Annotated in this window: 22 protein-coding genes; 10 read left to right on the forward strand and 12 right to left on the reverse strand. The window is 71.8% G+C overall.

Annotated features, from left to right (window positions below; translation table 11 throughout):
• The first annotated feature begins 21 nt into the window (after positions 1–21).
• Positions 22–1,056 carry a saccharopine dehydrogenase NADP-binding domain-containing protein gene (locus tag K4G22_RS11135; RefSeq protein ID WP_228079742.1) on the forward strand — a complete coding sequence of 345 codons (1,035 nt, stop codon included), beginning with the start codon at positions 22–24 and terminating at the stop codon, positions 1,054–1,056.
• On the opposite strand, the gene K4G22_RS11140 is transcribed toward K4G22_RS11135, so the two are convergent.
• The 7 genes from K4G22_RS11140 to K4G22_RS11170 all read right to left on the reverse strand — a co-directional run bounded on the left by K4G22_RS11140 (position 1,031) and on the right by K4G22_RS11170 (position 7,709).
• Positions 1,031–1,741, reverse strand: coding sequence for a GntR family transcriptional regulator (locus tag K4G22_RS11140; protein ID WP_322785154.1), 711 nt, complete (start codon positions 1,739–1,741; stop codon positions 1,031–1,033). The two genes, K4G22_RS11135 and K4G22_RS11140, sit on opposite strands and share 26 nt — an antisense overlap.
• A 165-nt stretch (positions 1,742–1,906) precedes the next feature.
• Positions 1,907–2,614 (reverse strand): deoxyribose-phosphate aldolase, encoded by a 708-nt coding sequence (gene deoC, locus K4G22_RS11145; RefSeq protein WP_228079745.1) that lies wholly within the window; start codon positions 2,612–2,614, stop codon positions 1,907–1,909.
• Between the two features lie 61 nt (positions 2,615–2,675).
• Positions 2,676–3,131, reverse strand: a complete 456-nt coding sequence (gene rbsD, locus K4G22_RS11150) for a D-ribose pyranase (protein ID WP_228079747.1) — start codon at positions 3,129–3,131, stop codon at positions 2,676–2,678.
• A 28-nt stretch (positions 3,132–3,159) separates the two neighbouring features.
• Positions 3,160–4,710 (reverse strand): sugar ABC transporter ATP-binding protein, encoded by a 1,551-nt coding sequence (locus K4G22_RS11155; protein WP_228079749.1) that lies wholly within the window; start codon positions 4,708–4,710, stop codon positions 3,160–3,162.
• Positions 4,710–5,735 carry a sugar ABC transporter substrate-binding protein gene (locus tag K4G22_RS11160; RefSeq protein WP_228079751.1) on the reverse strand — a complete coding sequence of 342 codons (1,026 nt, stop codon included), beginning with the start codon at positions 5,733–5,735 and terminating at the stop codon, positions 4,710–4,712. The genes K4G22_RS11155 and K4G22_RS11160 overlap by 1 nt, the downstream gene beginning before the upstream one ends.
• A gap of 49 nt (positions 5,736–5,784) precedes the next feature.
• Positions 5,785–6,783 (reverse strand): ABC transporter permease, encoded by a 999-nt coding sequence (locus tag K4G22_RS11165; RefSeq protein WP_228079753.1) that lies wholly within the window; start codon positions 6,781–6,783, stop codon positions 5,785–5,787.
• The gene (locus K4G22_RS11170) at positions 6,780–7,709 is read right to left on the reverse strand and encodes a ribokinase (RefSeq protein WP_228079755.1); all 930 of its coding nucleotides are present in this window, start codon (positions 7,707–7,709) and stop codon (positions 6,780–6,782) included. Before K4G22_RS11170 ends, K4G22_RS11165 begins: the two co-directional genes overlap by 4 nt.
• 294 nt (positions 7,710–8,003) lie before the next feature.
• Between K4G22_RS11170 and K4G22_RS11175 the strand changes: the two genes are divergently transcribed.
• Together K4G22_RS11175 and K4G22_RS11180 are read left to right on the forward strand one after the other, a co-directional pair.
• On the forward strand, positions 8,004–8,180 hold the full coding sequence (locus tag K4G22_RS11175) for a hypothetical protein (protein ID WP_228079756.1): 177 nt from the start codon (positions 8,004–8,006) through the stop codon (positions 8,178–8,180).
• Positions 8,181–8,206: 26 nt separating this feature from the next.
• On the forward strand, positions 8,207–9,175 hold the full coding sequence (locus tag K4G22_RS11180; protein ID WP_228079758.1) for a hypothetical protein: 969 nt from the start codon (positions 8,207–8,209) through the stop codon (positions 9,173–9,175).
• A 48-nt stretch (positions 9,176–9,223) separates the two neighbouring features.
• On the opposite strand, the gene K4G22_RS11185 is transcribed toward K4G22_RS11180, so the two are convergent.
• Positions 9,224–9,655, reverse strand: a complete 432-nt coding sequence (locus tag K4G22_RS11185) for a Rid family hydrolase (protein WP_228079760.1) — start codon at positions 9,653–9,655, stop codon at positions 9,224–9,226.
• A gap of 142 nt (positions 9,656–9,797) precedes the next feature.
• Between K4G22_RS11185 and K4G22_RS11190 the strand changes: the two genes are divergently transcribed.
• Positions 9,798–10,916 carry a GlxA family transcriptional regulator gene (locus K4G22_RS11190; RefSeq protein ID WP_228079762.1) on the forward strand — a complete coding sequence of 373 codons (1,119 nt, stop codon included), beginning with the start codon at positions 9,798–9,800 and terminating at the stop codon, positions 10,914–10,916.
• A 98-nt stretch (positions 10,917–11,014) separates the two neighbouring features.
• On the forward strand, positions 11,015–11,872 hold the full coding sequence (locus K4G22_RS11195) for an alpha/beta fold hydrolase (protein ID WP_228079763.1): 858 nt from the start codon (positions 11,015–11,017) through the stop codon (positions 11,870–11,872).
• Positions 11,873–11,891: 19 nt separating this feature from the next.
• Here K4G22_RS11195 and K4G22_RS11200 read toward each other — a convergent pair whose 3' ends face one another.
• From K4G22_RS11200 to K4G22_RS11215, 4 genes are all read right to left on the reverse strand, one after another.
• Positions 11,892–12,611, reverse strand: coding sequence for a GntR family transcriptional regulator (locus K4G22_RS11200; RefSeq protein ID WP_228079764.1), 720 nt, complete (start codon positions 12,609–12,611; stop codon positions 11,892–11,894).
• A 198-nt stretch (positions 12,612–12,809) separates the two neighbouring features.
• Positions 12,810–14,318, reverse strand: coding sequence for an FAD-dependent tricarballylate dehydrogenase TcuA (gene tcuA / locus K4G22_RS11205; protein WP_228079765.1), 1,509 nt, complete (start codon positions 14,316–14,318; stop codon positions 12,810–12,812).
• 107 nt (positions 14,319–14,425) lie between these two features.
• Complete coding sequence (locus K4G22_RS11210; RefSeq protein ID WP_228079766.1) at positions 14,426–15,517, reverse strand: Ldh family oxidoreductase; 1,092 nt, start codon at positions 15,515–15,517, stop codon at positions 14,426–14,428.
• Positions 15,518–15,520: 3 nt separating this feature from the next.
• Positions 15,521–17,164, reverse strand: a complete 1,644-nt coding sequence (locus K4G22_RS11215; protein ID WP_228079767.1) for a thiamine pyrophosphate-binding protein — start codon at positions 17,162–17,164, stop codon at positions 15,521–15,523.
• Positions 17,165–17,314: 150 nt separating this feature from the next.
• On the opposite strand from K4G22_RS11215, the gene K4G22_RS11220 reads away from it, so the two are divergent.
• The 5 genes from K4G22_RS11220 to K4G22_RS11240 all read left to right on the forward strand — a co-directional run bounded on the left by K4G22_RS11220 (position 17,315) and on the right by K4G22_RS11240 (position 23,417).
• Positions 17,315–18,844, forward strand: a complete 1,530-nt coding sequence (locus tag K4G22_RS11220) for an aldehyde dehydrogenase family protein (RefSeq protein ID WP_228079768.1) — start codon at positions 17,315–17,317, stop codon at positions 18,842–18,844.
• The gene (locus K4G22_RS11225; RefSeq protein WP_228079769.1) at positions 18,841–20,013 is read left to right on the forward strand and encodes an acyl-CoA dehydrogenase family protein; all 1,173 of its coding nucleotides are present in this window, start codon (positions 18,841–18,843) and stop codon (positions 20,011–20,013) included. Before K4G22_RS11220 ends, K4G22_RS11225 begins: the two co-directional genes overlap by 4 nt.
• On the forward strand, positions 20,010–21,146 hold the full coding sequence (locus K4G22_RS11230; RefSeq protein WP_228079770.1) for an ATP-grasp domain-containing protein: 1,137 nt from the start codon (positions 20,010–20,012) through the stop codon (positions 21,144–21,146). The genes K4G22_RS11225 and K4G22_RS11230 overlap by 4 nt, the downstream gene beginning before the upstream one ends.
• Positions 21,143–22,054, forward strand: a complete 912-nt coding sequence (locus K4G22_RS11235) for a succinate--CoA ligase subunit alpha (protein WP_228079772.1) — start codon at positions 21,143–21,145, stop codon at positions 22,052–22,054. The genes K4G22_RS11230 and K4G22_RS11235 overlap by 4 nt, the downstream gene beginning before the upstream one ends.
• Positions 22,055–22,301: 247 nt before the next feature.
• Positions 22,302–23,417 (forward strand): ABC transporter ATP-binding protein, encoded by a 1,116-nt coding sequence (locus K4G22_RS11240; RefSeq protein ID WP_228079774.1) that lies wholly within the window; start codon positions 22,302–22,304, stop codon positions 23,415–23,417.
• Positions 23,418–23,435 lie beyond the last annotated feature (18 nt).

The following is a 23,435-nucleotide window of genomic DNA, read 5'->3' on the forward strand; positions in this document are numbered from 1 at the left end:
CTTTCCAGGACGGGAGAACTGATGGGCGAGAACCGTTCGGTGACGGTGTTCGGCGCCTCCGGGCACACCGGGCGCTTCGTGGTGGCGGAGCTGCGGCGGCGCGGGTTCGTCCCGGTGCTCTCGGGGCGCGACCCCGGGAAGCTGCGGGCGATCGGGGCCGGGCTCGACGTCCGCCCGGCCACCGTCGACGATCCCGCCGCCCTCGACCTGGCGTTGGCCGGCGCCGCCGCCGTGGTCAACTGCGCGGGCCCGTTCGCCACCACGGCGGCGCCGCTGGTCGAGGCGGCGCTGCGCGCCGGCGTCCCCTATGTGGATGTGGCGGCCGAGATCGAGGCCAACGTCGACACGTTCACGCACTTCGCCGACCGGGCGCGCGAGGCGGGCACGGTGGTGCTGCCGGCGATGGCCTTCTACGGCGGGCTCGGCGATCTGCTGGTCACCGCGGCGCTGGACGGTGGGACGGCGGCCGACGAGGTGCATGTCGCCTACGGGCTGAGCGGCTGGCAGCCGACGCCAGGAACGCGGGCCGCCGGCGCGGTCTCCCACGACCGCAGGGCCGGCCGCCGGGTCCGCTACACCGGCGGGCGGCTGACCTACCACGACGACGCCCCGTCGCCCGCGCTGAGCTGGCCGTTTCCCGAGCCGCTCGGCGAACGCCCGGTGCTTCGCGAGTTCTCCATGGCCGATCTGGTGACCGTCCCAAGCCATCTGGCCGTGCCGGAGGTGACCACCTATATGACGGTGGCGGCGGCCACCGAACTGGCCGCCGGAGCCGCCGAGTCCGCAGCCGAGCGCACGGCGGAGACCTTCCTCGTCCACGCCCTGGTGCGCGCCGGGGGCGTGGAACGGCGGGCGGTGGCGCGCGGCCAGGACATCTACGCCGTCACGGCGCCGCTCGCCGTGGAGGCGGTGCACCGGATCCTCACCGGCCGGACCAGGACGGTCGGCGTCGCCTCGGCCGGCGCGCTCTTCGACGCGGCCGGCTTCCTCCGTTCCCTCGCCCCTCGACTGGACTTCGAGCTGGAGACGGTCACCGCCGGGACAGCAGCGAGGTGACATGCAGCCGGCCGCTGTGGATCCAGACGTCCGAGTACTCGACGGGCCGGTCGTCGGCGAGGTAGGTCACCTGCTGGAGGTACTGCACGGGCGACCCGGGCGCCAGGTCCAGGGCGGCGGCCACGTCGGGGGACGCGGACTCGGCGCTGAACGTGCGGCGGGCGGTGGCGATCCTCAGGCCGTAGGTGCCCTCCAGCACGCCGAAGAGGCTTGAGCTGGTGAAGTCGACCTGTTCGATGCCGGGAGTGATGTCGCTGCGCACGTAGTTGTAGAGCAGCGCGACCGGTCCTTCGCCGGTGCGACGCGACCTGACCAGTTCGAGGACGGTGACGCCCGGCACTATGTCGAGCAGCGCCGCCACCGGCCTCGGGGGCTCGATCAGCGCGCAGCGCAGCACATCGGTGCTGGTCACCACGCCCTGGTGGGCGAAGTCCTCGGAGAGGGTGGTGAGCTTCTGGGCGATCGCCGGCTCGATGGTGGTGGAGGTGACGAACGTGCCGCGTCCGCGCACCTGGCGCAGCAGGCCCTCCTCGATCAGCGTGGCGAGCGCCCGGCGCACGGTGCCCCGGCTGACGCCGAGTTCCTGGGCGAGTTCGGGCTCGCTCTTGAGGCGGTAGTGAGCCGGCCACTCGCCCATGGCGATGCGCGACCTGATGTGTTCCGAGATCTGGGCGTGGATCGCCATGGGGACATCGCGTTTGATGTCGGGGCGGTCCGCCTCGTTCGGCCTGGCGCTCACTGTCGCTCTTCTCTCCCATTCATCGCCGTCATCCGCGTGCCGTCTCCGGCGGGCCGAGCGCCGGTGCCCGCCGCCCCGGCGGCTGTCGGGCCGGGGCCGCGGGTCGGGCGGTCAGTAGCTCGTGGTGTTCTCGTCCCCCGTGTCGGTGACGATCGAGATCCCGGCACTGGTGCCGAGCAGGACCGCGCCCGCACGGAGCAGGCCGAGCGCCTGCCGGTAGGTCTTGATCGACCCTGACGCCTTGACGAGGACCCCTTCGCGGGCCCGCTCGACAAGGTAGCGAATGCTGTCGGGATTCGCCGTCTCGATCTGCCCGCTGCTGGCGTTCTTCAGATACGTGGCGCCGGCCTCCATGGCGAGTTCGACGGCCGTCTGCTTCTCCTCCTCGGTGAGCAGGGGCAGTTCGAGCATCACCTTGACCGGGAGGCCGCTGGCCCGGACGACGCCAGCGATGTCCTCGCGGAAGTCGTCGTACCGGCCGCTCTTGAGCCAGCCGATCTGGACGCCTATGTCGATCTGGGTGGCGCCGAGGCGGGCGATCTCCGCCGCCTCGGCCGCCTTGCCCGCGCTGGTCATCACGCCGACGGTCGGGAAGTCGAGCGCCGAGGCCACCTCGATGCCGGTGCCCTTCAGCTCGGCGGCGACCACGGGCACCCAGGAGGCGGCGACCATGGCGGCGTTGAAGCCGTGGGTGACGGCCTCCCGGGCGTGGGCGACCATGTCGTCGCGGGTGGCGTCGGCGTCGATCCGGGTGTGCTGGATGTAGGGGGCCAGCTCGGCGGGCTGGAGATCCGTGCTGGTGAGGGTGGACTGCGTCACGTCAGGTCGTCTCTTTCGTGCGGTGCTGCTGGGGGGATGGCGCCCTGCCTGGGCGGGGCGGTCAGAGCTTGTCGGCGTAGTAGTCGGGGGCGACGACGCCCTCGCCGCCGAACCACTTCGGCACGTCGACGCCGCAGAACAGGCCGATGTTGCCCCAGGGCTCGAACGCGCCGGTGCGGACGACGACCTTCGCCTGACGGGCCGTCTCGCCGAGCATCTCGGCGTGCGTGCGGGTGGTGAACTCGGCGTCGGTGAACCGCTGCTGGAGCCACGCGTCGAGCCTGGGGTTGTTGCTCGGCACGTCGTCGGCGCGGACCACGCCCTCGACGACCAGCTCGTCGGCGATCAGGCCGAGCACGGTGCGCAGGTCGGGCAGGTTCTCGGCGAGGGCGAGGTCGACGCGGTTGGCGTCGCGCGGGATGGGGAAGCCGGCGTCGACGACCATGATCAGGTCGGTGTGGCCGAGCGTGGCGAGGGCGCCGCTGAGCTGGGCGTTGAGGATTCCGGTGCGCTTCATCGGGACGGTCCTTTCGGTGGATGGGCGGTCAGGCGGCTGGCTGCTGGGTGGGGGAGGCGTCCTTGAGGCCGGTGGCGAGCGCCATGATCGACTCCTCCGTCGCGTCTGAGCTGTCCACCACGCCGGCCAGCCGGCCCTGGCTCAGCACCGCTATCCGATCGGTGAGGGTGAGGAGTTCGGGCAGGTCGGACGAGGAGCAGAGGATCGCCAGGCCCCCTTCGGCCAGCGCGAAGAGCTGCTCGTAGATCTCCGCCTTGGCGCCGACGTCGACGCCCCTCGTCGGCTCGTCGAGGATCAGCACGCCGGGGTCGATGGCGAGCCAGCGGGCGAGCACCGCCTTCTGCTGGTTGCCGCCCGACAGGTTGGTGATGGGCGTGTCCAGGCTGGCGGTCTTCACCCGCATCCGGGCCGCCCGTTCGCCCGCGGCCCGGTCGAAGGCGCGGCGCCGCAGGAAGCCGAACCGGCTGAGCGTGCCGGTGGTCAGCACGCCGATGTTCTCGCCGACGCTCATCGTGGAGAGCAGCCCCTGGGCGCGGCGCTCGCCGGGGACGAACGCCAACTTCCGCTCCACGCTGGCGATCGGATCGCGCGTCGGGTAGTCGGTGCCGAGTACCTCGACGGTGCCGCCGGTGCCCTTGTCGCCGCCGAAGATGTTGTGCAGCAGCTCCACCCGGCCCGAGTCGGGCAGCCCGGCGACGCCGAGGATCTCCCCAGGCCGCACGTCGAGGGTGATGTCCTCGTGGCGGCGGCCACTGAGCCCGTTGAGGGCGAGCGCGGGCCTGCGGTCGGGCCGGCCGCCGCGCTCCCGGCCCTCGAACTGGCCGAGTTCCCGGCCGACCATGGCGGCGACCGCCTGGTCGGGCGTGGTCTCGGCGCGCCGCGACGAGGCGACGTGGCCGCCGTCGCGGAGCACCTCGATCTGGTCGGCGAGGCGGAAGATCTCCGGCATCCGGTGCGACACGTAGAGCATCGTGGTGCCGGCGTCCTTCAGCCGGCCCATCAGCCCGAAGAGCCGCTCGGCCTCGGCCGGGGTGAGCATCGCGGTCGGCTCGTCGAGGATCAGCACCCGGCAGCCGCGGGCGATCGACCGGGCGACGACGACGAGTTGCTGGGTGGCGAGGTCGACGGACCCGGCTCGCGCGCCCGGGTCGAGGTCGAGTTCGAGCTCGCCGAGGAGGGTGACCGTGCGGTCCCGCATCTGCCGGCGCGAGGGGAACCAGCGGTGCCCGGGCTCAACGCCGGCCAGCACGTTCTCCGCGACGCTGCGGTCGGGCAGCAGCGACAGCTCCTGCGGGACGATCGCCACGCCGTGCCTGCTGAGCACGGTGCTCGGGTCGAACGTGGTCATCTCGTCGCCGAAGACGGTGACGCTGCCCGAGCTGGGTGGCTGGAGCCCGGCGAGGATCTTCAGCAGCGTCGACTTCCCCGCGCCGTTCTCGCCGAGGAGCGCGGTGATCTCGCCCTCGGGGACGTCGAACGAGACATCGGTGAGCGCGCGGACCGGGCCGAAGTTGCGGCTCAGCCCCCGGACGCTGACGGCGGGCGCGCCGCCTCCGCTCTCCGCTGGGCGGGTGGACATCAGCCCTCCACCGCGGCGTCGGCGAGGTTCTCCTCGGTGACGAACTGCGAGCCGGTGTCGACGCCGGTGATCTCGGTGTCGTCGGTGAGGAAGTCGTGCAGCACCTTGACGGCCTGGTAGCCCTGCTCGGCGGGGTTCTGGCTGATGGTGAAGTCGACGACGCCCCGCTCGATGTACTCGGCGGTCGCCGGCAGCAGGTCGAAGCCGACCACGGCGACCTCGCCGGTGTTCCCCGACTGCTGGACCCACTGCGCGGCGGCGGTGGTGGAGCAGCAGTCCAGGCCGACTATCGCGGCCACATCGGACTGGCCCGACATGGTGGACTCCACCGTGTTGTAGGCGGCGTTGGGCTCGTTGCCGACGTTGACCGGGCCGACGACCGTGAGCCCTGAGTCGGCCAGCGCGCTCTCGAAGCCGCCGAACCTGTCGTGCGACCAGCCGGCCCCGGTGTCCACGGAGAAGACGACGACCTTGCCCGTGGCGTCCGCGCCGAGCACCGAGAGCAGCTCCTCGGCCTGCGCGGCGCCCGACCCTGGGAGGTCCTGCCCGACGAAGCCCATCTGCTCGGAGTCCGGGTTGTCGGTGTTGAAGGAGACGATGGGGATGCCCGCGTTGTACGCCTGCGCGATGACCGGCTTCAGCGCGTCGCTGGACGACGAGGAGACGGCGAGGCCGTCCACGGACTTCTGCTGGATCAGCGTCTGAAGCTCCGACACCTGCTGGGCGGCGTCGCCACCGGTCGGGCCGATCAGCTGGACGTCGGCGCCGAACTCGTCGGCGGCCCGTTCCATGCCCTCGCTGATCGGGGCGGCGAAGGCGAGCGACGGGTCGTGGTAGCTGAGCTTGATGCGCAGCGGGTCGCCGCTGTCGATGCGGTCCTGGATGTGGCCGGCGAGCTGGAACCCGTCCTCCGCGGACGACCCCGAGTTCTCGGAGGTGATGGCGCCGCAGCCGCTGACGGTCAGCGCGGTGGCGGCGAGGACACCGGCTGCCAGGAACCGGCGGGTGGTGGAGCGAAGGGACATCGGAACTCCTTTGTCGTGTCCGGGCTCAGAGATCGGGAGGGTGCGGGGTTCAGGCCCTGGTCTTGCGCTTGCGCTGCCAGGTGTCGGCGGCCACCGCGGCGATGATCACCAGGCCGGTGACGATGGTCTGCCAGAAGGACGAGATGCCCTTGATGTTCAGGATGTTCTGGAGGAGACCGATGAAGGCGACGCCGATCACGGTGCCCCACATCGTTCCGGAGCCGCCGAAGAGCGCGGCGCCGCCGATGATCACCGCCGAGATGACGGTGAGTTCGAGGCCGCTGCCGGTGACGCCCTGCACATAGGAGAGGAACGAGAGGCCGAGCACGCCGGCGACCGCGGCGGTGAACCCGGAGAGGACGAACGCGGTCAGCTTGACGCGCTTGACGTTGATGCCGACCAGCCGGGCGGCCTCCTGGTTGCCGCCCACCGCGTAGGTGTTGAAGCCGAGGCGGGAGCGGGAGAGGAGCAGGATGCCGATGGCGGCGATGATCGCGAAGAACACGAACTGCATCGGCACCACGCCGAAGAGCCGCCCCTGGCCGAGCAGGTTGAAGTCGGCGACCCCGTCCTGGCTGGAGCTGAGCGAGATCGGCGCGCCGTCCGAGATCAGCAGCGCCACCCCCCGGTAGACGCTGAGGGTGCCGAGCGTGACGATGAACGAGGGGACGCCGAGCGCCACCACCGCCAGGCCGTTGAGCAGCCCGGCGAACGCGCCGACCCCGAGCCCGGCGAGGATCGCCAGCGGCCAGGCGGCCCCCTCGGAGATGATCATTCCGGTGGTGATCGCCGACAGGGCGTAGATCGAGCCGACGGAGAGGTCGATCTCGCCGTTGACGATGACGAAGGTGGCGCCGATGGCCATGATGCCGATCTGCGCTATCTGCTGGCCGACCGAGAGCAGGTTGTCGGACGAGGCGAAGCTGGGCGTCAGCACGGTGCCGAGGGCGAACAGCAGGACGAGGGCCGCGAAGACCCCGGACTCCCGGGCGTGCAGCAGGGAGCGGAAGTCCAGGGACGCCCGCGCCGGTGCGGTGGTCGTGGTCATCGGGGTGTTCCAATCTCGGTCTTGAGGTGGGCCCGGGTGGGGAGGGCGGGGATGACACCGGCGAGGGAGACCGTGTGGGCGCCGGCCTCGGCGGCGAACCGGACGGCCGTCGTCAGCTCGGTGCCGCCGGCGACGGCCACGGCGAGCGCGGCGGTGAACGAGTCGCCGGCGCCGGTGGTGTCGACCACCCGCTCGGCCTGCCGGGCGGGCACCTCGGCGCTCCGGTCACCGTCCTGGCCGGCGTCGGCGACCAGCGCGCCGGCGCCGCCCCTGGTCAGCACCACGGACCCGCCGGTGCGGGCGCGGAGTGCGGCGACCAGCTCGGCATCGGTGCGGCCGTGCCCCTCGGGGAGGCCCAGCAGCACGGGTGCCTCGGTCTGGTTCGGGGTGAGCAGGTCGATCAGCGGCCAGTCGCCCTCGGCCAGCGGGCGGGCCGGCGCCGGGTTGAGCAGGGTGGTGGTGCCGGCCTCGCGCCCGACCCGCAGGGCGGCGCTGACGGCGGCGGCGGGGATCTCCATGGAGACGACCAGCACGTCGGCCTCGGCGATCGCGGGGCGGAACGCCTCGACGGAGTCGGCGGTGAGCTCGTCCAGGGCGCCGGGCGCGATCGCGATCCGGTTCTCGCCCGAGGGCTCGACCAGGATGAAGCCGACCATGGTCGCGGCCCGGCCGGTGACCACCTGGCCGGCGTCGACGCCCTCCCGTTCCCAGAGGGCACGGGCGGCCCGGCCGTAGTCGTCGTCGCCGACGGCGGTCAGGAACGACACCTCGGCCCCCAGGCGCGCGGCGCCGATGGCCTGGTTGGAGCCCTTCCCCCCGGGGCCCTCGTCGAAGGCACCGTCCGAGACGGTCTCACCGGGGGCGGGGGCCTTGGGCACCCGCATGGTGAGACCGACCCCGTAGCTTCCGACAACTGCGATCTTCATTGATGCACACCGGCTCTTTTGTACGTGGACAACCCTGAACATGGGGGAGCGTATGTACAGGGATGTTCGTAGTCAAGAGGTGGTCGTTGGCCAGTTCTGTCCGAGTTGTCCACGCACCCGAAACGCGTGGTTCACCGGACGGGCCTCTCGGCGCCGGCCCTTCCTCGGCGAGGGCGCGCGGCGTCACCCCGCCCCGGGCCGGCGCCGCCGGATCAGACCGCGGACGGCGTCGGGCGCCAGCTGGCCGGCGGCGATGGCTCTCAGCGCGAGAACGACCCGGCCAACCGGCGCAGCGTGCTGATCACCCTGACCGCCGACGGCCGGGAACTCGCCGACGGAGCCGTCGCCGGCCACCTCGCCCTGGAGACCCGGCTCCTCGCCGAGCTGAGCGACCACGACCAGCGGCAACTCGCCGGCCTGCTCCGCCAGTTGCTGATCGGCCTCGGCGACCACGCCCCCGGCGACCCCTGACGCCGCCGGCCGGCTAGCCTCCGGACATGGCCCCACTCCCGCGCCCGCTCCGGACCGTCACCCGGCTCGTCGACGGACACATCCGCGCCTACCAGCCGGCCGCCGGCGCCACGGGCCTGCTCTCCCCCGCCCTGACCTGCCGGCCGACCGCCGACGACGATGTCGTGGAGCACGCGGTCACCGCCGACCTGCGGCGCGTCTACTACACGACGCTCGACGCGGCGGTCCGCGTGACGGCGGACGGGGCCGAGGTCTGGCGTTCGGAGTTCGCGCCCAGGTCACGGGAACGGTACGGCCACCGGCCGGGCTGTGCGCTGTCGCTGGACGAGCGGGTGCTGTGGATCTACCGGCCCGACGCGATCGCCGGCCGCGACCGGCCCGACCAGTGGGTCGCCCTGGACGCCGACACCGGCGGGGTGCTCGCCCAGGCCGATCTGGGGACCGTCGGCCACGGCGGCGAGCAACTGCCGCACCCCGCCGGCGAGTCCATGCTCCTCGACGTGGGCGAGGGACAGGACGGCTCCGCCATCTACCGCGCGTCGCTGGTCGACGGCCGGCTGGACCTCGTCCGCTACCCCTGGCACGACCGGATCCTGATCGATCTCTCGCCCGACGGACGCCGGTTCATGACCGTCGACCACCAACAGACCGACCTCGCCGTCCACACCTACCCCGACGGCGAGGTGACGTCCAGCCTCGCCGTCGACGCCTTCGGCCACGACCCGGGCGAGGTCTTCGTCGACTGGTACGGCGGATTTCTGAACCAGGACACCGTCATCGCGGCACTCACCGGGGAGACCGAGGACGAGGAGGAGTGGTTCTGCCTCTACCGGGTCGACGCCCGTACCGGCGAGCCCCGGGGCGAGTTCCACGCCCACGCGAAGGCCGCCCACGACGTCCACCCGCTGGGCGACGGCACCTGGCTCACCACCGCCCCCTCCGGCCACCCGATCCGTCACGCCGACCCCCCGACCGCGCCCGGCCGGCCGGCGTGACGACCCGCGTGCCGGCCGGCGTGACGCCCCCCGTTCAGAGGCGGGCGTTCAGAGGCGGGCGGTGAACCTGACCTCGACGAGGAGTTCGGGGAAGGCGAGGCGAGGGGTGCCGATCACGGTGCTCGCGACCTGGGGGTCAGGACGGCCGTAGGCCGCCCTGCGCACCGGCCCCGCCACGGCGCCGGCGGCCTCGATATCGCGCACGTAGATGACCTCCTCGACCACATCGCCCAGCGACGCGCCGAAACGCCCCAGCAGCTCCGCCGCGTTGGCGTAGCACTGGCGCAGTTGCTCGCCCGTGTTGGCGAAGTCGGTGACCTGTCCCGCATCATCGACGGGGGCCGGGGCGACGAGCCGCGCCCCGTCGTGGGCGACCTGACCGGAGAGGTAGATGGTGTCGCCGCGCCTGACGGCCTGGACGTATCCGTGGTCCTCCTCCCAGGGGACGCCAAAGCTTTCGACCTGATCCGTGTCGCTCATGGAACTCCGATCACCGACAGCGAGTTTCGTATGGATCGCCAGAACGATATGCGGGCGACTCGGGGCGGAGACAGTCCTGACCGTGCCACTGACCGCAAGGATCATGCCAGACCCGAATACGGAGCAGGAAAGGGGAGCGAGAGTGCGATCCGGAGACGACGGAACGGCTGCCGACGGCAGCAGGGTTGTCGCGATCCTCGCGGTGCCGCGCGCCTACGCACTGGACGTCAGCATTCCGGCGTATGTGTTCGGTCAGCACGAGGGTTATCGGGTCCTGGTGTGCGGGGATATCGGCTCCCGCTCGGCGGACCATTCGGCGAACGATTCGGCGGACCATTCGGCGGAGCATTCGACGGGCGATTCGACGGGCGATTCGAGGGGCGATTCGGGCGTCGGGCCGCCGCACACCGAAGCGGCCATCGGCGTCAGGCCGACGCATTCGCTCGCCCAGCTGGAAAGCGCCGATATCGTCGTGGTGCCGGGCTATGCGGACGTCGAGGTGCCCGTCCCCGACGACCATGTCGAGGCGCTGCGGCTCGCCGTCGAGCGGGGCGCCCGCACCCTCGCCATCTGCACGGGCGTGTTCGCCCTCGCGGCCAGCGGAACGCTGAACGGGAAGTCCGCGACGACACACTGGCGCCACACCGATCGCCTCCGCGCGACGCATCCCGAGGTCGATGTCGTCGAGAACCAGCTGTTCGTCGAGGACGGCGCCCTACTGACATCCGCCGGCGCGGGGTCGGGAATTGACGCGTGCCTCCATGTCATTCGAACCGATTTCGGCGCGACCGCCGCTGACGACGTGGCGAAGGACGCCGTCTCCCCCGCGATCCGGGGCGCGAACGAACCGCAGTACGCGGACCGGCCCCCAGCGGATCGCGACAGCCTACGGGCGACTCGGGAATGGGCGATCGACCACCTCGGCACATCGATCACGGTGCAAAGGATGGCGGCGCACAGCCTTCTTTCCCGGCGCACCTTCATCCGGCGCTTCACCCGTGAGACCGGAATGCCCCCCATGCGGTGGGTCGCCTTCCAGAGAATCCTCAGCGCGCGCCGGCTCCTTGAGACCTCCGACCTGCCGGTCGAAAGGATCGCCGCAGCGGCGGGATTCGGCACATCCGCCAATTTCCGGGCCGTCTTCCGCAGGGAGATGGGGATGTCCCCGAGCGCCTACCGCAAGGAGCACGACCTGGAAGGCCCGGTCGATCCGGTCGGCCCGGTCGATCCCGGAGTCGGGCAGCGCCGGACCGTTGGATAATGCCCCGCGTCCGGCGGCGGACGTTCCGCCGCCGGGGGGCATCCGTCCGACGTGCGACATCGACAAGCAGCGCCCGTGGCGCGGAGAGGCCGGTCCCGATGCGCGACTGGGAACTGCCCGAAACCTACGAGAGCGCCTCGGGGCGGGTGCGCTGGCAACGGCTCGGCGCCCCCACCGCGCCAGCGGTGGTCCTGCTCCACGGCACCCCGTTCTCCTCCTATGTCTGGCGCGGCGTGGCCCGCGCCCTCGCCACCGACCACCAGGTGTTCGTCTGGGACATGCCCGGCTACGGCGCCTCGGCGAAGTTCGACGGCCAGGACGTCTCGCTCGCCGCCCAGGGCCGGGTCTTCGCCGAACTCCTCCAGCACTGGGAACTGCGCGAACCCCTCGTCGTCGCACATGACTTCGGCGGGGCCGTCGCCCTGCGCGCCCACCTCCTGCACGGTGCGCGCTACCGACGACTCGCCCTGGTCGACCCCGTCGCCCTGGCGCCCTGGGGCTCGCCGTTCTTCCGACTGGTCCGCGAGAACGCCTCGGTCTTCGAGCGACTGCCGCCGCACCTGCACCGCGCGCTGGTACGCGAGTACATCGGCACCGCCAGCAGCCCGGGGCTCCACCCGGCCGTCCTCGAACGGCTCGTCGAACCCTGGCTCGGCGACCTGGGCCAACCGGCCTTCTACCGCCAGATCGCCCAGGCCGAACAGCGGTTCACCGACGAGATCCAGGGCCGCTACGGCTCCGTCGAGCCGCCCGTCCTGATCTGCTGGGGCGAGGACGACACCTGGATTCCGCCGGCCAGGGCCCACGAACTGGCGGCCAACATCCCCACCGCCACCCTGACCACGCTCCCCGGCGCCGGCCATCTGGTCCAGGAGGACGCCCCAGCCGAACTCACCGCCGCGCTCCGGACGTTCCTCACCACCGCCGCCGAGGGCGGCAGCCGCCAGAGCCGCTGAGACCCGACCGTTTCAGCCGTCAGCCGAGGAGCATCGACAGCCTGACCTCGCGCGCGTTGCGCATATGGTCCTTGGCGCACCTCTCCGCTTCCGCGGGATCGCCGACCTTGATCGCCTTGATGATGGCGATGTGCTCGTCGAGGGCCCGCTGCGCGCGGCCGGGCGCCGAGAAGCTGGTGGGCTGGAGACGACGGACGGCCTGCTCCACCTGGAAGAGGAAACGGTCGAGATAGAGATTCCCGCACGATTCCCTGATGCGTCCGTGGAACTTCAGGTTCAGCGCGGCGATTCTCTTCGCGGCGTCCGGATCGACCTGTTCCGACTGGTTCACCAGAGAGGTCATCTCCTCCTGAAGCGATTCCAGATCGGCCGTCAGCCCCGGCTGTTGCCGAATGGTCGCCAGACGCGTGGCCATTCCCTCCAGGTTCTCCCTGACCACATAGAGGGCCAGGATGTCCTCCAGCTTCATCGGCGCGACGACCGTGCCGTGATGGGCGACCTTGACCGCCAACCCCTCGTCGGCCACGCGGCGCAGCGCCTCACGCACGGGCGTCCTGCTGACCTCAAGGACCGCGGCGACCTCGTCCTCCCGCAGCCATGTCGACGGTGCCAGCGCGCCGTCGAGAATGGCCTCGCGCAGCGCTTCCGAGACGGCTTCGGTGGTGCGTCCCCGCTGGGGGCGGCCGACCGCGTATCTCCGAAGCACCTCCAGTGCGGACGGGTCGGGCAGGTCGCTCATCGGGGCTCCTCGTCACAACCTCATGGACAGCGCGGAAGACGGCCGCCAAGAGGCTCTCCGCGCTTTCACTGCGGCATTTCCCCTGCGGCCGAATACTTGCATACGAAGTGTATCCAAAGAATCGGCCAACGGTGCGCCGCCCGTCGGGGTCCGCCCGCGGCCCCCCGGTTCGCGGTCACGGGCGGGGCGGGGCCGCCCCTACGACCCGGCGGCAGCGTAACCCGCGCGGCGGCCGAAGACGGAACCGAGGGTCAGCCCCGAGCCACCCGGATAGTTGCCCCAGAACACCCCGCCCACCAGCTCTCCCGCGGCGAAGAGACCGGGGATCACCGCGGCCTCCTCGGTGAGCACCCGCGCCGAGTCGGGATCGATCCGCAGACCGCCGAAGGTGAAGGTGATTCCGCAGCGTACGGGATAACCGTAGAACGGCGGGCTGTTCAGTTCGAGAGCCCAATGTGATTTTGGCGGAATGACGTCTGCCCTGCGTTCGTCCTTGACCGACGGGTCGAACGGGCGTGAGGTGTCGATCGCCTCGTTGAAGCGTTCCGTCTCCTCGCGCAGCCCCTTCGGGTCGATACCCATCGCCGTCGCGAGTTCCTCCAGGCTGTCGGCGACGAACTCCGTGATGGGGCTGCTGTCGTACTCCAGGGTGCGCAGCAGCGGTCGGCTCTTGGAGTCGAATATCTGGAAGGCGATATGCCCCGGCTGTTCCAGCACCTCGCGCCCGTACTTGGCGTAGGTGTAGTTGCGGAAGTCGGCGCCCTCGTCGATGAACCGACGGCCCTCGGCGTTCACCACGATGCCGACCGGATAGCTCTGCCGGGTGAGCTGGTTGGTCAGCTCCCGCTCGCCGCCCTCCGAGGCGGCGCCCGCGTCCCACTGCACGCTGTGGCAGGTGGACCAGTCGCCGTAGGGGGCGGCGCCCGCCGCCAGGGCGAGGTCCAGGATCTCGCCGGTGCTCGCGGGGTTGCCGCGCAGCAGCGCGTGGGACCACTTCTCCCCGAGATAGCGGACGCGGCGCTCCACGCTGGCCTGGAAGCCGCCGGCGGCGAGGACCACCGAGCGCGCCCGCAGCCGCCGTTCGGCTCCTTCGGCGTCGGTGTACACCACGCCCGTGACGGCTTCGCCCTCGCGCAGCAGGTCGACGACCCTCGCCTCGTACTCGATGGCGACGCCCGACGCGGTGGCGGCGCCGGTGTGTTGGGCGATCAGGCCCTTGCCGCCGTCCACCGTGCCGACGTTGAGCCCGCCGAAGAAGACCCACTGGCCGTCGCGGAGATAGGTCTGCCGGTCGTACAGCAGCTGCCAGCGGATTCCGTGCCTGGCGAGCCAGGCGAGGATGTCCTTGCTCCCCTCGACCAGCGCCGCGCTGAGCTCGGGATCGTTGCGGCCGTCGGTGAGACGGGCGAGGTCGCGGTGGAACTCGTCGGTCGTGTAGGGCGGCAGCACGGTGCGGGGCGCCCGCGCGCGGCTCTCCTCGTCCACCAGGGGGAGGAGGTCGTCGCGTCCGCCGTGCGGCACCCGGAAGGCGCCCGCTGTGTAGTAGGTGTTGCCGCCGGCCGTCTCGGCGGCGGCCTTCTCCAGGACGACGACGCTCGCGCCCTTCTCCCGCGCGGCGTGCGCGGCGCAGAGGCCGGCGTTCCCCGCCCCGACAACGATCACGTCCACCTCGGCATCGGGCCCGCTGTGGCCCGTTGACTCCTTCATGTCTTCCTTGCCCTTCGTCGTGGGTTGGCCCCGGTCATTCGAGATCCAAAGTGCATGCAGGCAAATCGCCGCCACTCCCCGGCGATCGTGCGTTCGGTGACGGAGCGTCAGCGACTCAGCGGTGCCCCGCCGGTCGGCAGCCAGTCGACGCCCGCCTCCTCGGCCTCGGCGCGCAGCGGGGCGAGGTCGCCCGGCGCGTAGGGGATGCCGTGGCGCGCGCGGTGGGCGGCGCGTCCCGCCTCCACCTCCCCCGGCAGCGTGATGGCGTCCACCCCTTCGGCGCGGGGCGTGGACCGCACCCGGTCGGCCAGCAGGTCCATCCGCTTCCGGTACTCGGCGAGCGGCAGGAAGAGCTGGGGGCGCAGCGCGAGAAAGAGGTGCCCGACGTTCTGCGGGCGGTCGAAGTCCTTGTACTGGTCGCCGACATCGCCGGCGAAGGCGGCGCCGGAGAGCACCCCGCCGAAGATGTCCATGAGCAGCGAGAGCCCCGAGCCCTTGGGCCCGCCGACGGGAAGGACCACCCCCTCAAGGGCGCGCAGCGGATCGGTGGTTCCCACGCCGTCGGCGTCCAGGGCATAGCCCAGCGGGATCTCCTCGCCCCGCCGTGCGGCGCGCCTGATCTTGCCGCGCGCGACCACGGCGGGCGACATGTCGAGCACCACGGGCCCTCGTTCCCCGCCCGGCGCCCCGGCGGCCAGCGGGCTGGTGCCGAGCAGCGCCTCCCGGCCGCCCCAGGGCGGCATCGCCGGCGACGCGTTGGTGAAGACCAGGGAGACCATGTCGGCCTCGACGGCTTGCAGCACATAGGTCGCCGCCATGCCGAAGTGGGTGCTGCGGTGGACGGAGACGACGCCGATCCCGGTCGCCTCGGCGAGGCTCACGGCCTCGGCCATCGCCCGGGTGGCGACGACGAATCCGAACCCGTTCTGGCCGTCCAGCGAGGCGGCCGAGGGAACGACGCGGCGCGGGGCCAGCTCCGGGCGCGGGTTCACCAGCCCGGCGCGCACCCGCCGCAGGTAGCCGGGCAGCCGGACGAGGCCGTGGGTGTCGACTCCCCGCAGGTCGGCCTCGATCAGGCAGCGGGCGACCGTTCGCGCGTCCTCCTCCGGCAGGGAGTGGGCGAGCAGGAGCCGGGTGGCGAAGTCCTCGGCGTCCGTCCGCCGCGCGTAGACGGCTTCGCCGTCGTGGGTGGGCGCCATGGCTCAGCCCCGCAGCAGGTCGTAGATCGGCTGGGAGGTCGATGGCTCCACATGGACCCCGAGCAGCAGGGGAGTTGACGCGTCCCAGGCCGATGCCATGGCCGCCTCGATCTCCTCGACCGAGTGCGCGTCCCGCCCTCGGATGCCCAGCGCCTCGCCCAGGGCGCGGCAGGAGATCTCCGGCAGTCCGACCCCGACGGTGCGCAGCCCTCGCCTGGACTGCTTGATCTCGATCTGGGAGAGCGAGCGGTCGACGACGGCGACAAACACCGGCGGGACGGGGGCGCTGTGGGCCGCCGCCACCTCGGTGGCCCTCATCAGCAGCGATCCGTCCCCCATGAAGGCGACCACGCGCTCGCCCGAGGCGTGGGCGGCGGCGATGCCGGCCGGGATGGCGAAGCCCATCGTGGACAGCGCGCTGGAGGCGAGGAAGCGGCCCCGGGCGTGGGTGTCGCTGAGCAGCGCCAGCAGCGGCTTGCTGAAGCCGGCGTCCGCCAGCACCACCGTCTCCTGGTCGCAGCCGCGCAGCACCGCGTCAACGGCGCGGGCCACCGAGAGCCCTTCGGGGGCGGTGTCGAGCAGCGTCGCGCGGAGGTCGTCGCGGTAGGCGGTGACGTCCTTCGGGGTGAAGCGGGAAGGACCGCCGCCGCCCACCCGTTCGGTCAGCGCCGTGAGGCAGGCGTCGGGGTCGGCCACCACGCGGAGGTCGAAGGGCTGGAACCACTCCAGCAGGGGCCGCCGGGAGATCGAGACGGTGGGAGCGGTGTAGCGCCAGGGCTTGTTGTAGATGTCGTACGCCTCGAAGTCCACGGTGAGGATCAGGTCGGCGCGCTCCAGGAGCCGGGCCTCCAGGTTCCCGTTGAGCAGGGTGCCGGCGAAGTAGGCGCTCCGGCCGTCCAGCGCGCCCTTCTGCCCCGTGGTGGTGAACACCGGGACCCGGCAGGTCTCGCTGAAGCGCGCCAGCACCTCCGACGAGACGGGGGCGCCTCGTCCGCCCACGATCAGCGCGGGGTGTTCGGCCGCCGCGAGGCGCCTGGCCAGTTCGTCCGTGGTGGCGGCGGCCGGGGTCAGCACCGGGCGGCGCCGGCTCGCCTCGTCCAACTCGGCGGCGAGCAGGGCCGTGGCGTTGTCGCCCCGTTCCGACACGGGCGCTGGCGCGACGGCCACCTCGTCGGGCAGTTCGAGGTAGACGGGCCCCGGGCGCGCGTCGAGGGCGATGTCGACGGCCTTGCACACCAGCTCGGCCGGGTCCGCGCCAGCGGGGACGCTGGTGGTCCACTTGGCGGCGGGCCGCACCATCTGCTCGGTGTCGAACCCCTGCCGTACGACGAACGGGAGCTTGGCGGCCGGGTGTTGCCCGGCCAGCACGAGCACCGGCAGGCCCTCCAGATGGGCGTGCAGGATTCCGTTCATCCCGTTGCTCACGCCGGGCGCCAGCGACAGGACGACGAGCCCCGGGCGTCCGGTCAACTGGGCGTCCGTCGCGGCCATGATCACCGCCGACGACTCGTTGTACGCGGTCTGGTAGGTGATGCCGGCGCCGGCGAGGGCGTCCAGCAGCGCCATATGGTCCTCGCCCGGCAGTCCGTAGGCGCGGGTGACCCCCAGCTGTGCCACCGTGCGCGCCACCCGTTGTGCGATGTCCATGCTCGAACAGACCTCCTGACATGTCGTGCGGACGACCGCGTCCGCCGCCTCTCGGGGCTCGCCCCCGTGACCTCCGTCGAACTCCGCCGACGGGATTCCCACCACTTCACGAGCCTGTACACCGAGTTACCCGGTCACTAGCATGATTGCATGCGAAGTATATGCAATGTCCACCTGGATGCACGAGAAGTCTGGGAGATCCCCGATCCGCTCCCCGCCTATATCGACGGGCGTTGGGACGAACCCGGCTCCGCCGCCCACACCTTCGAGACCCAGGATCCGGCGCGCCTCACGACCCTCGCCGTGGTCGCCGAGGCCGACGCGGAGACGGTGGCCCGCGCCGTCGACTCGGCGCAGGTCGCGTACCGGGGGGTCTGGGCGAGGACGACGCCCAGGGACCGGGGCCGGGTGCTCTTGGCCATGGCCGGCATCCTCCGCCGACACGCCCCTGACCTGGCCCGACTTGAGTCCCTCGACACGGGAAAGCCGCTCTCGCAGGCGCGCGCCGACGTGGAGACCTCGGCGCGGTACCTGGAGTACTACGCGGGTCTGGCCGACAAGATCCGGGGCCACACGCTGCCGCAGCCGGCCGGCGGGTTCGCCTACACGGTGCGCGAACCCTTCGGGGTGATCGCGCACATCACCCCCTGGAACTCCCCGCTGAGCCAGATGTGCCGGGGCGTGGCCCCCTCGCTGGCGGCGGGGAACACGGTGGTGGTCAAGCCGTCCGAGGTGACCCCGCTGACCTCGACGCTGGTGGCCGGGCTCTTCGTCGAGGCCGGACTGCCCACCGGCGTATGCAATGTGGTTCCGGGCCGGGGCCGGACCACGGGGAAGGCGCTCGCCACCCATCCGGGGATCAGCAAGATCGTGTTCACCGGCTCCGTCGCCACGGGAAGCGCGATCCTGCGGATGGCGGCGGACGCGATCGTGCCGTGCAACCTGGAGTTGGGCGGCAAGTCGCCGACGATCGTCCTCCCCGACGCCGATCTCGAAGCCGCCGCGCTCGCCGGCGCCAGGGCGGTGGTGCGCAACGCGGGCCAGTCCTGCTTCGCCACCACGCGCCTGCTGGTGCACCGCCGGGTCCATCGGCGGTTCACCGAGCTCGTCGCCTCCCATGTCTCCCGCCTCACGGTCGGCCACGGCCTGGACGACCCGGACCTGGGCCCGCTGGCCTCGGCCGAACAGGCGGCGAAGGTGCGGGAGTTCGTCGACGGCGCGCTCGGGGACGGGGCGAGAGACGTCGCCGGCGGCGTCCAACTGCCCGATCTGCCAGGCCACTTCCAGGCGCCCGTGGTGCTCGACGGAGTCACCAACGACATGCGGGTGGCCAGGGAGGAGGTGTTCGGCCCGGTGCAGTCGATCCTCACCTTCGACACCGAGGAGGAGGCCCTCGCCATCGCCAACGACTCCGACTACGGCCTGGCCGCCGGCGTGTTCACCAGGGACATCTCCGCGGCGCACCGCCTCGCCGCGGGGCTGCTCGCCGGACAGGTCCAGATCAACGCCTATCCGGCCGGCGGCGTGGACACCCCCTTCGGCGGCTACCGCAGAAGCGGCATGGGCCGGGAGAAGGGGGTGGAGGCCCTGGCCGAGTACACGCAGTTGAAGACCGTGATCCTGGCGATCGAGCCCGAGGCATCCGTGAACAGCGACAACGGCGAACAGGAGCAGCCATGACGGACACCACGGCCTCCCCGGCCCAGCGCCGGGCACTGTACGAACTCGACGACGAGCTGACTGAACTGCGCGCCCTGGCCAGGGACATCGCCCAGCGCGAGTTCCGGGACCTGGCCCTGGACTGGGAGCGGAACGGGGAGTTCCCCTGGCGCAACATCGCCCTGCTCGCCGAGACGGGCCTGTTGGGCGTGGCACTGCCCGAGCGGTACGGGGGTGGTGGCGGCTCCTGGCTGCACGCCGCCGTCGTCCTGGAGGAGCTGGGCGCCTCCTGTTACACGACGGCCATGGCCGCGCTCGGCGAACTCGGCGTGCAGACCCAGGCGATCCTGCACTACGGCTCCGAGGAGATGCGCGAGAGGTATCTGCCGGGCGTGGCGGCCGGGCGCGTCATCTGCGCCATCTGCATGACGGAGCCCGACTCGGGCAGCGACCTCTCCGCGATGACGACCACCGTCAGGGAGGACGGGGACTCCCTGGTGCTCAACGGGCGCAAGACGCTGATCAGCCGCGCCGACGTGGCTCAGGTCTTCGTCGTCTTCACGCGGTTCGCCGACGACGCCGGCCGCCGGTCGATCGGCGCCGTGCTGGTCGACCGCGACACCCCCGGGCTTCAGGTGGCCGAGCGCTTCTCCACCCTCGGCGGCGAGGGGCTCTACGGCGTGGTCTTCGACGAGTGCCGGGTGCCGGCCGGGAACCTCCTGGTCCGCGAGGACGGCTTCCGGAAGATGCTGCACGCCTTCAACGGGCAGCGCTGTCTGAACGCCGCCATCAGCGTCGGCATCGCCAGGGGCGCCAACGACGCGGCGCTCGAACACGCGCGCAGCCGGGTCGCCGGCGGCCAACTCCTCGGCTCCCACCAGGGCATCCGGTGGATCCTCGCCGACAACGCGATCCAGATCGAGGCGGCCAGGCTCCTGGTGCACCGCGCCGCCGCCCAGGCGAGCGACGGATTCCCCCGGCGCTACGAGTCCGCCGTCGCCAAGACGTTCGCCAACGAGATGGCGCTCAAGGTCACGGACAACACCCTGCAACTCTTCGGCGGGCACGGCTGGATCGACGAGGTGCCGGCCGAACGCTATCTCCGCTGGGCCCGCTACGGCCCGTTGGGCGGCGGCACCCCCCACATCCAGCGCAACGGCATCGCGCGCCATCTCCTGGGGGAGCTGTGACCCAGCTGCTGGAGCACGAGGGAAAGGCCCTGCTGGCCGGCGTTGGCGGGGTGACGATCCCCCGGGGAGCGGTGGCGGACAGCCCGGCGCTGGCGCGCGCCGTGGCCGCCGGGCTCGGCGCGCGGGTCGTCGTCAAGGCGCAGGTGCCGACGGGCGGGCGTGGCAAGCGGGGCGGCGTGCGGATCGTGCCCCAACAGGGCGTGGGCGACTGCGCCGAGGCGCTGCTGAACCTGTCGATCGGCGGCTTCCGGGCGGCCACGGTCCTGGTCGAGGAGACGGTGGCGGCGGCGGAAGAGCTCTATCTCGCGGTCACGCTCTCGCCCGGGGACCGCTCGGCCGTCCTGTTGCTCTCCGCCTCGGGCGGCGTGGAGGTGGAGGGCGACCCGGCCGCGGTGGCGAAGGTGCCGATCCCGGCGCTGCTGGGGCTGCGCGACTTCCATGTGCGGCAGGCGGCGTCCGACGCGGGCGTCGACATCGGCGCCGTTCCGGGGCTGCTCCCCGCCGCGCACGCCGTGCACCGGCTGTTCCACGAGGTGGAGGCCGATCTGGTGGAGATCAACCCGCTGTTCCTGACGGCCGACCACGCGCTGGTCGCCGGCGATGTGCGGGTCGTTCCCACGGAGGGCGGCGCGTACCGCAGGGCGCACCCGCCTTCGGCGGTCACGCCCTTCGAGCGGGCCGGGGAGCTGGGGTTCGACCTGGTCGAGCTGGATCCGGACGGCGACGTCGGGCTGTTGAGCACGGGGGCCGGTGCCTCCATGCTCGTGGCCGACCTGCTCACCGAGTCGGGTGTCCGGCCGGTCAACTTCTGCGATCTGCGCTCGGGCCGCACGGCGGGCGCCGCGGAACGGCTGGGCCATGTCCTCGACCACCTCGGCGAACGTCCCGGGGTGCGCTGTCTCGCGATCAACTTCTTTGCCGGGGTGACCGATCTCGACGCCTTCGGCGCGGTTCTCGTCGAGTCCCTGGCGCGGTGGCCGTCCCATGTCCCGATCGTGGCCAGGATCGACGGCCCCGGCGCCGAGTCGGCGCGGGAGAGGCTGCGCGCCGCTGGTGTCGTCGTGGTCGAGAGCCTCGACTCCCTTGTCGACGAGGTCGGCCGGGTCGTGCGCGGTCGGGGGGCGGCCCGATGAGCCGTCCGGAGCGGGGGAGTCACCGGCCGGGCGACGTGCTGCGGGCGTGCCGGGGGCCCGTGGTGGTCCAGGGGATCACGGGCCGGGTGGCACGCAGGCACACCCGGCGCATGCGCGCGTACGGCACCGAGGTCGTCGCGGGGGTGACACCCGGCAGGGACGGCGAGAGCGTCGACGGCGTGCCGGTGTTCGGCACGGTGCGGCGTGCCGTCGAGGCCACGGGCGCGACGGTCTCGGTGGCGTTCCTGCCGCCGATCGCGGCGGCCGAAGGGCTGATGGAGGCCGCGGAGGCCGGTATCAGGCTCGCCGTCAGCACCACGGAGGGCGCCACTCCCCATGGCATGCTCGCTGCTCTTGAGCACGCCGAGCGGGCGGGCATGCTGGTGGTCGGGCCCAACAGCCCGGGGCTGCTGCTGCCCGAGCGGCTGAGCCTGGGGTTCCTCCCCGGCGATGTGGCGCGGGCGGGGCCCGTGGCTCTCGTGTCCCGCAGCGGAACCCTGTCCTACGAGGTGGCGCGGGCCCTGGCCGACGTGGGCCTCGGGGAGTCCGCGTGGATCGGCGTCGGCGGCGACCGCTTCAAGGGCACGACGCTCGTCGATCTGCTGCCCGCTCTCGAAGCCGACCCGGGAACGCGGGCCCTGGCGTTCGTCGGCGAGATCGGCGGAGCCGACGAGGAGGAGGCTGCGCACGCCCTGGCCGACTCGCCACTTGCATGCGCGGCTCTGATCGCGGGCCGAACAGCGCCCGTTGGAACGGTCATGGGGCACGCGGGGGCGCTGGTCGGAGCGGAGGGCGGCGGGTACGCGGCCAAGGCCGACGCGCTGCTGGCCGCCGGCGTCCAAGTGGCGCTCTCCCCCGGGGAGATGGCCATCCACCTGGCCCGACGTCTACGCTCATGCTCCCGTTGACCGTGCGGACGCCTCGCGCGGCGCGCCGGACGCCCCCGTGGGGAGCGGCGGGGGACGCCGGCGCCGAACCGGCGCAGAGGTTGTGTACAAAACGCATGCAACACCCTTGTGGCGCCGAACACAGGCGGCTTAGGCTGCGGCAAACATCCCGGGACGCCCCCTTCTCAGCATGAGCGCAACCGGTTGTCACACCACCGTCCGGGACGCAACCCGGACCACACCCCATTGCCAAGGTTCAGGAGTGGGCATGGAGATAAACGTTCGCAACCTGACCGTGAAATTCGGTTCGCAGACCGCCGTGAACGATCTCAGCATCGACATCGAGGACGGCGAGATGCTCGTCCTGCTGGGCCCTTCCGGGTGCGGCAAGACCACGACGATGCGCAGCCTGGTGGGCCTGGAGACGCCCACGGCCGGCAGCATCACCATCGGGGACGAGACCGTCTTCGACGCGGCCAGGGGAATCAACGTCCCGACCAACGCCCGCCAGATCGGCATGGTGTTCCAGTCGTACGCGATCTGGCCGCATATGACGGTGTACCAGAACGTCGCCTTTCCGCTGCGGATGCAGAAGCTCAACCGGAGCGAGATCAGGCCACGGGTCGAGGAGGTACTTGAGACGGTCGGGCTCACCGGGTTCGCCGAGCGCGGCGCCAGCATGCTCAGCGGCGGTCAGATGCAGCGCGTCGCCCTCGCCAGGAGCCTGGTGATGAGGCCGCGCATGCTGCTGCTGGACGAGCCGCTCAGCAACCTGGACGCGAAGCTGCGGGAGAAGCTCAGGTACGAACTGCGCGAACTCCAGCAGAGCCTGCGCATGACCGCCATCTACGTCACCCACGACCAGTCGGAGGCGCTGGCCCTCGCCGACCGGATCGCCGTCATGAGCAAGGGCGAGATCGTCCAGGCGGCGGGCCCCGTCGAGATGTACAAGAGCCCGCGCACCTCCTTTGTCGCCGACTTCCTCGGCGTCGACAACATCTACCCCGCCGAGGTGGTCTCCGGCGCGGCCGGGAGCGATGACGAGGCCCTGGAGCACGCCGCCGGGGAGACCGTGGTCGCGTTCAAGGACTCGACCGTCCGGCTCGCGGCGGCGGCCGAGAAGTCCGGCGGGGAGTCCGTCTTCGTCTGCGTACGGCCCGAGGATGTGCGGCTCGACACGGATCTGACCTCCCAGGCGGCCAACTCCCTTCCGGCGACCGTCGTCTCCGCCAGCTTCCTCGGCGACCACACCCGGTACCACCTGTCGGTGGACGGCGGCCCGAGCCTGTATGTGATGTCGCCGGGCTCCGAGGCCCCGCTCGCCGCGGGAGCGAAGGTGCTCGCCGTCATCCCGCGAGAGAAGGTGCAGTTGCTCGATGAATAGTCCACCAGCGAGTCTTCA

Origin of the sequence: Streptomyces profundus, assembly GCF_020740535.1 — a bacterium.
GTDB lineage: Bacteria > Actinomycetota > Actinomycetes > Streptomycetales > Streptomycetaceae > Streptomyces > Streptomyces profundus.